The organism is Pseudomonas bohemica, from assembly GCF_002934685.1.
GTDB classification, from domain to species: domain Bacteria; phylum Pseudomonadota; class Gammaproteobacteria; order Pseudomonadales; family Pseudomonadaceae; genus Aquipseudomonas; species Aquipseudomonas bohemica.
Genome location: NZ_NKHL01000102.1, coordinates 1 through 11,226 on the forward strand (window position 1 = coordinate 1; position 11,226 = coordinate 11,226).

The 11,226-nt window shown below is 60.6% G+C and carries 8 protein-coding genes; 2 read left to right on the forward strand and 6 right to left on the reverse strand.

The window, feature by feature from the left end:
• Positions 1 to 120: 120 nt before the first annotated feature.
• From CE491_RS10510 to CE491_RS10535, 6 genes are all read right to left on the reverse strand, one after another.
• Positions 121 to 1,203: an IS110 family RNA-guided transposase gene (locus CE491_RS10510; protein ID WP_407681338.1), complete on the reverse strand. Its 1,083-nt coding sequence runs from the start codon at positions 1,201 to 1,203 to the stop codon at positions 121 to 123.
• A gap of 318 nt (positions 1,204 to 1,521) precedes the next feature.
• Positions 1,522 to 2,196 (reverse strand): response regulator transcription factor, encoded by a 675-nt coding sequence (locus tag CE491_RS10515; RefSeq protein ID WP_110948293.1) that lies wholly within the window; start codon positions 2,194 to 2,196, stop codon positions 1,522 to 1,524.
• Between the two features lie 115 nt (positions 2,197 to 2,311).
• Entirely contained in the window at positions 2,312 to 5,389 is a 3,078-nt protein-coding gene (locus tag CE491_RS10520; protein WP_110948294.1) for an efflux RND transporter permease subunit, read from the reverse strand.
• Positions 5,386 to 6,573, reverse strand: coding sequence for an efflux RND transporter periplasmic adaptor subunit (locus CE491_RS10525; RefSeq protein WP_110948295.1), 1,188 nt, complete (start codon positions 6,571 to 6,573; stop codon positions 5,386 to 5,388). Before CE491_RS10525 ends, CE491_RS10520 begins: the two co-directional genes overlap by 4 nt.
• Positions 6,570 to 8,036, reverse strand: a complete 1,467-nt coding sequence (locus CE491_RS10530) for an efflux transporter outer membrane subunit (protein ID WP_110948296.1) — start codon at positions 8,034 to 8,036, stop codon at positions 6,570 to 6,572. Before CE491_RS10530 ends, CE491_RS10525 begins: the two co-directional genes overlap by 4 nt.
• Before the next feature lie 98 nt (positions 8,037 to 8,134).
• Positions 8,135 to 8,860: a response regulator transcription factor gene (locus CE491_RS10535; RefSeq protein WP_110948297.1), complete on the reverse strand. Its 726-nt coding sequence runs from the start codon at positions 8,858 to 8,860 to the stop codon at positions 8,135 to 8,137.
• 143 nt (positions 8,861 to 9,003) lie between these two features.
• On the opposite strand from CE491_RS10535, the gene CE491_RS10540 reads away from it, so the two are divergent.
• Both CE491_RS10540 and CE491_RS10545 read left to right on the forward strand, forming a co-directional pair.
• A complete protein-coding gene (locus CE491_RS10540; RefSeq protein ID WP_110948370.1) occupies positions 9,004 to 9,696 on the forward strand; it encodes a response regulator transcription factor in 693 nt (230 codons plus the stop codon).
• The gene (locus CE491_RS10545) at positions 9,674 to 11,038 is read left to right on the forward strand and encodes a sensor histidine kinase (RefSeq protein ID WP_110948298.1); all 1,365 of its coding nucleotides are present in this window, start codon (positions 9,674 to 9,676) and stop codon (positions 11,036 to 11,038) included. Before CE491_RS10540 ends, CE491_RS10545 begins: the two co-directional genes overlap by 23 nt.
• The last annotated feature ends 188 nt before the right edge of the window (positions 11,039 to 11,226 follow it).

The following is an 11,226-nucleotide window of genomic DNA, read 5'->3' on the forward strand; positions in this document are numbered from 1 at the left end:
CAAGCCGCGTTATCTGGTGAGCAGCCCTTGCGCGACATCGAACGAATCAGCTTCGCATCAGCGATGCGCGATAGCCAGCCGGGCCAGCGGTAGTGCGCGCCACGGACGCCCTTCTAAGCGTCAAGTGGAGATCGTGCTTTGATTGATGGTCAGATTTCGACTTTGGATGATGCCGTAAACCTCGCGCGCGATATAACGCTTAAGGCAGCGAATCGCCTCAAGCTTTGAATGGCCCTCAGCGATACGCTTGGCAACATAAGTCTGGGTTCGAACGTCTGTCCTCAGGCGTCCAATTGCGATGATGTGCAATGCGCTATTGGCAGCACGATCACCACCTCGATTTAGGCGATGGCGGCTGACCTTTCCTGAAGATGCCTGGACGGGGATGACGCCACAAAGGGCGGCGAAGCTAGATTCCGAGCGAAAGCGATCGCTGTTGTCTCCAGCTGTCAGTAGAAGCTGGGCGGCTGTCTCGTAGCCGATCGCATTGCGTGAAACCAGTTCTGGTGCAAGCTCGTCAACCAAGCCTGCGATCATCACATCCAGATCTGCTATCTCATCGTGCAGCTCCAGATAACGCCTGCCCAGTGTTTTTAGAGCTATGCGGTAAGCAGAAGCCAACTGACGGTAATCAGACAGATCTGGACGCCACGCGGCCAGCATCCGAATCAACTGCATTCGCGTCAGCCTGCGTAATTGCTCACGAAGCTCATCTGGTGCGCTGACGATGGTGTTCTGGATAAGTTGCAATGTGACGCGGCGAGCCTGGATCGCTGTTTTGCGGCAAACCTTGAGGACGCGCAGCGACTCGACCATCCCGTCTCGCTTCTTGGGCGTGACTGTTCGAATACCTGCGAAGGCCGCATGGGCTGCGTTACAGGCATCCAGCGTGTCGTCCTTGCCGCGTTTGCGCCTATCGCTTCTATCGGGGGCTGCCACTTCAAGAACAGATATCTTGGCGTGCTCCAGGTAACGCAGCAGCCCTGCCCCATATGTTCCAGTGCATTCAATGCCCACACGTGTGAGCTCGCCGAATGAGCGCATCCACGTCAGCATTTGTTTGTAGCCATGCCGTGTCGTCGCAAAGCACGCGCTGGCTAGAACACGATCAAGGTCGTCTACAACTGCTACATGTAGGTCTTTGTGGGTATCCACGCCGCCTACAACACACTTGCGAACGTCTTCGGTCTCAATATCACTCATGGCTGGGTGCTCCAACTTTGGAATCACAAACCAATCCACCCGAACCGATTACATGGACAAGACAGTAAAGTGACGTAACGTCAGGCCCTTCTAGGGTCACAGGTATCGGCGAGGCGGAAACCTCGACGTGCAGCGCTCCCGGGTGGCCGACAGGTCCAGGGAAAGACACGAGGTCAATCGGAGTGTGGGTCAGGCCAACCAGGGCACCTCACGACACCAGATCATCCCTTATTGATCCGTCGCTGTGCACGGCAGGTCATCCGGAAACACTGGCGATCACATTCTTACTGTCTGACTGCAGCGGATGATGCCGCCTGGCTATCTGGGGCCATGCAGCCTGTAGCCGACGCCGTGATGAGTGTGCAGCAGCGGCACGTCGAAGGGTTTATCAAGCACCTGGCGCAACAGATAAATATTGCTTCGCAAGCTGTCTGAATCCGGCGGAGTCCTTCCCCAGACGGCCTCTTCAAGCTCCCGGCGCTTGACTATCGATGGGCTCTTGCGCATCAGCAATTCCAGAAACAACCTGTTTGTTCGATTGAGCTTGAGTATCTTGCCGCCCCGACTCACTTCCAGGGAGTCCAGGTCACACGTCAGATCATGGACTTGTAGAACACGGTTTTTCGCGCCGCGAGCGCGTCTGACGACAGCTTCGGTGCGGGCGAATAATTCAGAGAGCGCAAAAGGCTTGACGATGTAATCATCGGCACCCGCCTCGAATCCTGACAGCCGGTCGCTTAATTCATCACCGGCAGTGAGCATCAGTATCGGAATCTGGTCCTTTGAGTTCTCGCGCAGGCTCTTGCACAGAAGGTTCCCATTCATGCCAGGCAACATCACGTCGAGAATGATCGCGTCGAACTTGCCGGTGACGGCCAGGTGCAAACCCGTCAATCCATCCAGCGCGCCGACGACTTCATAGCCTCTGAGCGTGCAGTAATCCGTGATGTTGTCGAGAATGTCTTTGTGGTCTTCGATAACCAGAATCCGCATCAATACCTCTTTTTAATTGTTTGTGTCTGAGCACTGCTCATCAGGGCAAATACGGCCACGCCGGGTTGTTCGAGACGGGCCTGATGTTCACAGCCCTCCCAAGCCTTTCCGGGCTTCAGGCACTGACCATTTTCGTCGTTGGCACGGGCGCCTTGCGCAGGCGGTTGAACCAGAGATAGACCACGGGTGTGGTGTACAAAGTCAGGATCTGCGACACCGCCAGCCCGCCCACAATCGCGATACCCAGCGGCTGGCGCAATTCCGACCCGGCACCATGGCCGAATGCCAGAGGCACTGCGCCCAGCAGCGCCGCCAACGAAGTCATGAGAATCGGCCGCAGCCGCAACAGGCAACCTTCACGTACCGCATCCACCGGAGACAATCCACGCTGCTCGGCTTCCAGGGTGAAGTCGACAATCATGATCGCGTTCTTCTTGACGATGCCGATCAGCAGGATGATCCCGATCATCCCCAGCACCGACAGGTCCTGACCGCACAGGATCAGCGCCAGCAGGGCGCCGAAACCCGCCGACGGCAACGTCGAAATGATGGTCAGCGGATGAATCGCACTTTCGTACAGCACCCCCAGCACGATGTAGACCGTAAGGATCGCCGCCAGAATCAGCCAGGGTTGCGATTTAAGCGAATCCTGAAACGCCTGCGCCGTGCCCTGGAAACTGCCCTGCACGCTGTCCGGCAAGCCGATGGCCAGCGACGTCTGCTCGATAGCGTTCACCGCCTCGCTCAACGCGTGCCCCGGCGCCAGATCGAAGGACAAGGTGATGGAAGGAAAGACCCCCTGGTGATTGATCACGATGGGCATCTGCTCGTTCTTGATTTCCGTCAGCAGGTTCAGCGGCACCAGCGCCCCGGAGGTCGAGCGCACGTAAAGATGGCTCAGGGTCTGGACCGACAATTGCCAGGCCGGATCGACCTCGAGAATGACGTGGTTCTGGTCCAGTTGGGTGAACATCGTCGCCACCTGACGCTGGCCGAACGCGTCGTACAGCACATCGTCTATCGCCTGAATCGACACCCCCATGCGCGCCGCCGTCGGCCGGTCCATGACCAGCGTTGCCTGACTGATTGCCTGTTGCTGATCGGAGGTAACGTGCTGCAATTGCGGCAAGGTCTTGAGTTTGCCCAATAGCACGCCGCTCCAGTGATCGAGCTCGACGCTGTTGGGGTCTTGCAGGGTGTACTGGTACTGCGTCTTGCTGGCCCGGCCGCCGACCTGAATATCCTGATTGGCCTGCAGGAACAAGCGGATGCCCGAGACCTGATTGAGCTTTGGCTGCAGTCGGGCGATCACCTGCTGCGCCGACGCCGTTCGCTCGCTGAACGGCTTGAGGTTGATGATCACCCTGCCCTGGCTGATCGTCGGACTCGGCCCCACCCAGGAATACACCCGCTCGATGTCCGGGTCCTGGCCGACCACTTCCACCAGTCTTGCGACTTGAGCGCTCATGGCTTTGGGCGAGATGTCCGGCGCGGCTTCGGCGATGCCCTGAATGATCCCGGTGTCCTGCTGCGGGAAAAAGCCCTTGGGGATGTACAGATCCAACGCAGCGGTGGCCATGAACGTCGCCAGCGCGACGGCCAGGGTTACGCGCTGATGCGCCAGGACCCAATCCAGGCTGCGGCGATAGCCGTTGTGAATGCCGTCGAACGCGTTCTCGCAGATCTGCGCAAAGCGGTTCGGCGTGGCCTCATGGTCATGCTTGAGCAGCCAGGCGCAGAGCATCGGCGTCATGGTCAGCGAGACCACGCAGGACATCAAAATCGCCACGCTGACGGTCACCGCGAACTCGCGCATCAGGCGTCCGACGATGCCGCCCATCAACAGGATCGGCAGGAACACCGCGATCAGCGAGATCGTCATCGAAATGATCGTGAAACCCACCTCACGCAGGCCGTCGATAGCCGCCTGCAGACGTAACTTGCCCATCTCCAGATGGCGGACGATGTTTTCCATCACCACGATCGCATCATCGACGACAAATCCGACCGCGATCGCCAGCCCCATGATCGACAGGTTGTCCAGGCTGTAGCCAAGCAGATACATGACCGCAAACGTGGCCACCAGCGACAGCGGAATGGTCATCGCCGGAATCAGCGTTGCCGTGGCCTTGCGCAGGAAAACGAAGATGACCACGACCACCAGGGCAATCGACAGCAGCAAGGTGAACTGCACATCGTTGACCGAAGCTTCGATGGTCTGCGTGCGGTCACCAATCACATGCACCTGAACATCCCTGGGCAGCGATGCGGTGAGCGACGGCAGTTTGTCGACGATATTGCGCGTGGTCGACAGCACGTTGAAACCCGGTTGTTTGTGGATGTCGACGATGATCGTCGGCTCTTTGCCCAACGCTGCGGACTGCTGGGTGTCCTCGGCGCCATCGATGACATGCCCCAGGTCTCCCAGCTTGATCGGTACGCCGTTTTTGTAAGCGATGACTTGATCACGATAGCCCTTGGGGTCAAGCAGCTGATCGGTGGCGCCAAGGGTGATCGAGCGATCCGGGCCGTCGAGACTGCCCTTGGGTTGGTCCAGGGTGCTGATGCCGATCACGCTGCGCACGTCTTCGAGTGTCAGGCCCCGGGCGGCCAACGCGTCGGGATCGATCTGGATGCGCACCGCCGGTTTTTGCTCGCCATGAAAATCCACCAGCCCGACGCCGGGCATCTGCGACAGGCGCTGGGCCAGGTAGTTGTCGGCAGACAGGTCCAGTTCATGCAGCGTGCGCACCGGCGAGGTCACCGCCAGGGACAATACCGTCCCCTCTGCCGGGTTGACCTTGTTGAACGTCGGCACGCTGGTCATGGTTTTCGGCAGGTTGGAACTGGCGGTATTGATCGCCGTCTGCACGTCCTGTGCAGCGCCGTCGATGTCCCGCGACAGATCGAACTGCAAGACAATCTGGCTCTTGCCGGCGGAGCTGGTGGAGGTCATCGATGTCACTTGCGGCACTGCGGCGAACGCACGCTCCAGTGGCGTGGCAACGGACGTCGCCATGGTTTCGGCGCTGGCACCGGAGAGTTTGGCCGAGACCTGGATGGTGGGAAAGTCCACGGTGGGCAACGCTGCTACCGGCAGCTGAAAGTAGGCGAATGTACCCAGCAGCATGATGCCCAGCGCCAACAGGCAAAGGCCGACCCGGCGTTCGATCAATCCCGCGAGTGCGTTCATCGGGCGACCTCCATGGCGACAGGTACAGGTTGCGCGTTGTCGGCCTTGACCGGTGAGACCTTGATCCCCGGCGCAATGCGTGACTGGCCCTGCACGACCACTGTTTCACCGGCGTTCAGTCCATCACGAATCCACTGCTGCCCGGCCACCACCGCCGAGGCACTGACCTGCCGGGGTTCGACCCGCTGGTCCGCGTTGACCACATAGACGAACGCGCCCTTCGGACCCTGCTGCACTGCCGTCACCGGCACCACCGTGGCATCGTGCTGAGTGTTGAGCAGCACCCGCGCGCTCACCAGCTCGCCGGGCCAAAGCTGGCTGTCGTCGTTATTGAATTGGGCCTTGAGCTGAATCTGCCCGCTGGCGGCCGAGACCTGGCTGTCGATGAAACTGAGGGTGCCGCTGGCGATCTGTTTCTTGCCATCCCGGGTCATCGCCACCACTTGCAGCGGCTGGCGGGCGTTTTCCTCGAGAATCTCCGCCAGATCGTCCTGTGACACGGCGAACGCAACGGAGATCGGATTCATCTGGGTGATCGTCACCAGGCCGGTGGCCTCCGAACCGTGGGCAATCGAGCCGACATCCAGCAGGCGCTGCCCGGTACGCCCGGTCAAGGGCGCCATCACCTGAGTGAAGCCCAGTTGTAGCCGGGCGTTGTCCAGCGCCGCCTGATCGGCCTGAACCGTGGCCTGTTGTGCAGCGAGATCCGCGCGGTAGGTGTCGACATCCTGGGTCGGCCCGGCCTTGGCATTGGCCAGGTTGGTGGCGCGTTGCAGATTGACCTTCAGGTTCGCCAGTTGCGCCTGGTCCTTGGCCACCAGCGCCTGAGCCTGGGCTACCTGAGCTTGATAGACACGAGGGTCGATCTGGGCCAGTTGCGTACCTACCGTGACCATCTGGCCCTCGGTGAACAGCACTTTTTGCAGTTCGCCGTCGACCCGCACCCGCACGTTGACGGTGTTCAGCGCCTGCACGTTGCCAATCGCATCGAGCCAGATTGGCAGATCCTTGCGCTGAGCCTGTTGCATCAGGACCGGCACGCTTGCATCAGCCGCAACAACCGGCGCGGCCTGTAACCGCCCCGGCCAGAAGTAACGAAGCAGCAGCGCAAATGCAATCAGAACGATGAGAAGCACAAGGATGCGCGCGCGGCGCGAGGGCGAAACGGGATGGGCCGGGGTCATGGACGGGACGCCTGAAAAGATGAGGAAGAAGCGGCAAGGTTTGCGTCGGTGCCAGCGGCGGCGTTGGCAAGGTTGATGGCGGCGAAATCCCCGCCCAGAGCCCGGAACAGACCGACCCCGGCCTGCAGGTGCTGCAAGCGGATCTGCAGCAGCGTGTCCTCGGCCTGGTATTGCGTGCGCTCGACGATCAGCAGGGTCTGAAAGTCAGTGGTGCCCAGTCGATAGCGCACCTGCGCCAGCCTTGCCGACTCGCGGGCGGAGGTCACTGCGGCCTGGTTCAGCGTGAATTCCTGATCCAGCTCACGGCTGGCGCTGAGCTGGGTTTCGACGTCCTGCAATGCTTCGATCACCGACTCGCGATAACTGTCAGCCAGTTCACGGACGTGGGCCTGATCGTGATGCAACTGCCCGTCGAGCTGACCACCGGCGAATACCGGTTGTGCCAGGGTGCCCACCAGGCTCCAGATGCCACTGCCGGTCAGCGTGTCGATGCCTTTTTGCAGGTCCAGGGTCAGGCTCGGAAAGTACGCTGCACGCGCGACGCCCACGTCGAAGTTGGCCGATTGCAGACGCGCTTCGGCTGCCTGGATATCAGGCCGTTGGCGCAAAAGGCCGATGGGCAGACCACTGGCGGGTTCGGGGACGATAAGGCTCTGCAGACCCGATGCCTGAAGCTTGAAGCCCTGAGGAGCAACGCCCACCAGTATCGCCAGCTGATACAGCGCCGCATCGCGCTGTTGGCGCAGTGGCGGCATGGCGGCCACAAAGGTCTGCCAGGCATTGCGCTGCTGCTCGACCTCCAGATTGGAAACTGCTCCCTGACTGGCCTGGTACTCGACCAGATCGAGGACTTGTTTCGCATCATCGGCGATGGATTGCGCCAGACGCAGGCGATCTTCCAGCGACAACACCTGAAAATAGGTGGTCGCGATGTTGGCGCCCAATGTCATGCGCAACGTCTGCGCATCAAACACGCTGGCGTTGGCCAGGGCGGTGGAGGAATCGGCTGCCGCACGATTCTTGCCCCAGAAATCAAGCTCGTAGCTGGCGTCACCGAATACATCGGCGGTCCTGGTCGTCGAGGAGCTGTTTTTACGCTGAAAATCGCCGCCCAGCGAAACCAGTGGGTATTGGGTGGCGCCGGTCACATGTGCGACGGCACGCGCCTCTTCGATCCGGCTGATGGCCGCCTTGAGAGTGAAATTGCGATTGAATCCCCGGGCGACCAGGTCATTGAGTTCCGCACTGTGAAACTCTTCCCACCATGGGCCACCGGTCGCAGGATTGCTCGCCGTTTTTTGCTCGGCGTCCCAGGTGGGCGCCACCGCCATTTCAGGTTCATGAAACGCCGGGACCAACGAACAGCCGCCGAGGGCCAGCCACACCGCGAGTGCCAGCGAACGTGCGGTGTATCGGGTGAGTGCGGGCGGTGAAAAGGGCCAGGCTGTTTTTGCCGCAGGCATGTGCTGACGATCTCCGAAACCAGATGGAATGCTCCATTAAGGGTTCGAAGATAAATCCCGGTGTCTGTCAGAGCGTTCCTCTGTACCTAAACAATTGTTTAGAAAGCGTCAGGCGTGCGCGCTTGAGCCTGGCTGGCGTCGAAGGCTTCGTCGCTCTCCAGCAGATAACCCGCCCCCGGCACGGTGCGAATCACCGAGCGGGCAAAGCCGTCGTCGAGCTTCTGCCGCAGGCGGTAGATATGCTTGTCGATGACGTTGTCGTTGGGGTCGAAGGCGTAATCCCAGGCGCTTTCCAGCAGCATGTCGCGGGTCACGATCTGCCCGCAATGGCGCATCAGTTTTTCAAGAATCAAGGACTCGCGCTGCTGCAGGACGATGGTCTTGCCCTGCCGGTCCACGGTGCGTGCGCCACGGTTCAGACGTAAAGGCCCGGCCTGCAATGTCTGGGCGTCACCGGGACGGGCATCTGCCGAGCGCAGCAACGCATCGAGCCTGGCCAGCACTTCCACGAACGCGTAGGGCTTGGCCAGGTAATCGTCACAACCCGCCCGAAGTCCTTCGACCCGATGTTGCGTCGAGGCCAGCGCACTGAGCATGAGAACGGGGGTGCGCAGACCCTGGGCACGCAATCGCATCACCAGCGTGATGCCGTCGAGCCCCGGCAGGCGGCGATCAACGATCAACGCGTCGTAAATTCCTTCCAGCGCCATCGCCAGACCTTGCACGCCGTCCTGCGCCGCATCGACGATATGCCCGCTTTCGCCCAGCCCACGCAACAGGTACGCCGCCGTGGGTTGATCGTCTTCAATGACCAGTATTCGCAAAACTGCCTCCCGCCTGCGTAGCTAAACTTTTTTTCATGTTGACGCGACCTTCGCGTTCGCTGCACGTTGGCACACTACGCTTCTGCTGCGGAGTGCACATCGGTTCTCCGCCCTACAAAAATACCAAGGAACGCCCCGCGCCCATGACTCATGTACTCGTGATCGAGGACGACGTCACCACTGCCAGCGAAATCGAAGCCGCGTTGCAGGATCACGGCTTTGCCGTGACCTGTGTACACAACGGACGCGAAGGATTGCTGCAGGCGTTCAGCGACGGCTTCGACCTGATCGTCCTCGACCGCATGCTGCCCGGAACACTCGATGGCCTGGGCGTACTGACCGCCCTGCGCGCGGCCGGCATTGCCACGCCCGTTTTGATTCTCAGCGCCCTGAGCGCGCTGGACGAGCGCGTCCGTGGCCTGCGCGCCGGCGGTGACGATTACCTGACCAAGCCTTTCGAATTCATCGAGCTTACTGCGCGCCTGGATGCACTGATCCGACGTCGTAGCGTGCCCGTCGGCGGTGAGCGGGAAAGCCGCCTGAAAGTTGGCAAACTGGAAATCGACCTGTTGAACCGTACCGTGCGTCGCGGCGAGCGGGCGATCGACCTGCTGCCCCGCGAATACGCGCTGCTGGAGCACCTGATGCGCAACGCCGATCAGGTCGTGACCCGGACGATGTTATTCGAAGCGGTGTGGAGTTACAGCTACGACGAGCGTACCAACGTCATCGAGGTTCATATCGGCCGGTTGCGGCGCAAGATCGACAGCGAAGGCGAAGAGCAAATGATTCATACCATTCGTGGGGCTGGCTATGTTCTCCGTTCACCTAAGTGAAATCCCTCGCACCATCAGCTTCCGCACCGGCCTGATGTTCCTGGCGCTGTTCGGCTTCTCGTTTCTGGCGCTGTTCGGTTACATCTACTGGCAAACCGCGGTGTACCTCACGGCCGAAGCCGACACCGGCCTGCACCGGCAAATCGACAACCGCAGCCGTCAGTCACCTGTGCTGATGGAACAGGAGATACGCAAGCACAAACTCCAGGATGTCGAAGCGCGCCTGCCGCACACGCTGTACGACGAAAACGGCAATTACATCGCCGGGGCCATCCATACCCTGCCGCCTTATAAAGCATTTGATAAACCCACGGAGTTCCGCTGGAGCAATCCCCGTGGGCGCAACCGGCCCATTCGCTTCATGGTTCACCGCCTGGACGACCAGCGCATTCTGCTGGTCGCCCAGGACATGCACGACATCCACGAATTCAATGAACTGCTGGTCAACGCGCTGGTATCCGGTGGCTGTCTGCTGCTGATTGTCGGGCTTGTCGGCGCGGTGCTGCTGGGACATTCGGCACGACGACGGCTGGACACGCTGAGTTCGTCGATCAAGGGCATCATCGAAGGGGATCTCAGCGGGCGACTGCCGACCCGTGGCAACCACGACGACATCGACCGGATCGCCCACGTGGTAAACGGCATGCTCGATGAGCTGGAGCGTCTGATGCGCGAAGTGAAAGGCGTGTGCGACGACATTGCACACGACTTGCGCACCCCGCTCACCCGACTGATCGCCGGGCTTGAGCGCGCGCAGCGCAGAGGATTGCGCGAAGACGAATATGCCCAGAGCATTGATTCGGCGATCACCGAAGCGCGGGGCTTGATGCTGACGTTCCGGGCGCTGCTGCGTATTTCGGAAATCGAGGGCAGCGCCCGGCGCAGTAATTTTTCGACGGTGGACCTGAACCTGATCGCTGCCGACGCCGCAGAGTTTTTCGAGCCGCTGGCCGAAGAGCGCGGCATCGCCCTGAGCTTCACCCGTTCCCCCTCGCCCGCCCTGCGCTCCGGCGACGCCCAACTGTTGTTCGATGCCGCCTGCAACCTGCTGGACAACGCGGTGAAGTTTTCCCCGGACAACGGGCGTATTCAGGTTTCGGTTATCGCGGGCGCGGAAGGTCCGGGGCTACGCGTGAGCGACAACGGCCCCGGCATCGCGCCAACCGAACGAGAAGCAGTGTTCCGGCGCCTGTACCGTTCGGAGTCGAGTCGGCACACCGCCGGAAACGGCCTGGGTCTGAGCATGGTCTCCGCTGTCGCCCGGCTGCATGACATGCGGCTGACGGTCCAGAACGCTGAACCAGGATGTCGTATCGACCTTATGAGCGTTCGCCCAGGCTGACCGCAACGCAGCATTTGACCCGGCCCATGAACGTCGCCGGCAGAATCTGGAAAAAGAGCACGCAGATCAGTAACGAGTAGCGTGCCGCTGTCCAACTCCAATGAGATTGCTCAACTCGATTTACCATGCTCGTCCATCTGCCTCGCGAGAAAGGTTATGGGCTAATTCCCCGCACGAAGAACGGCCCG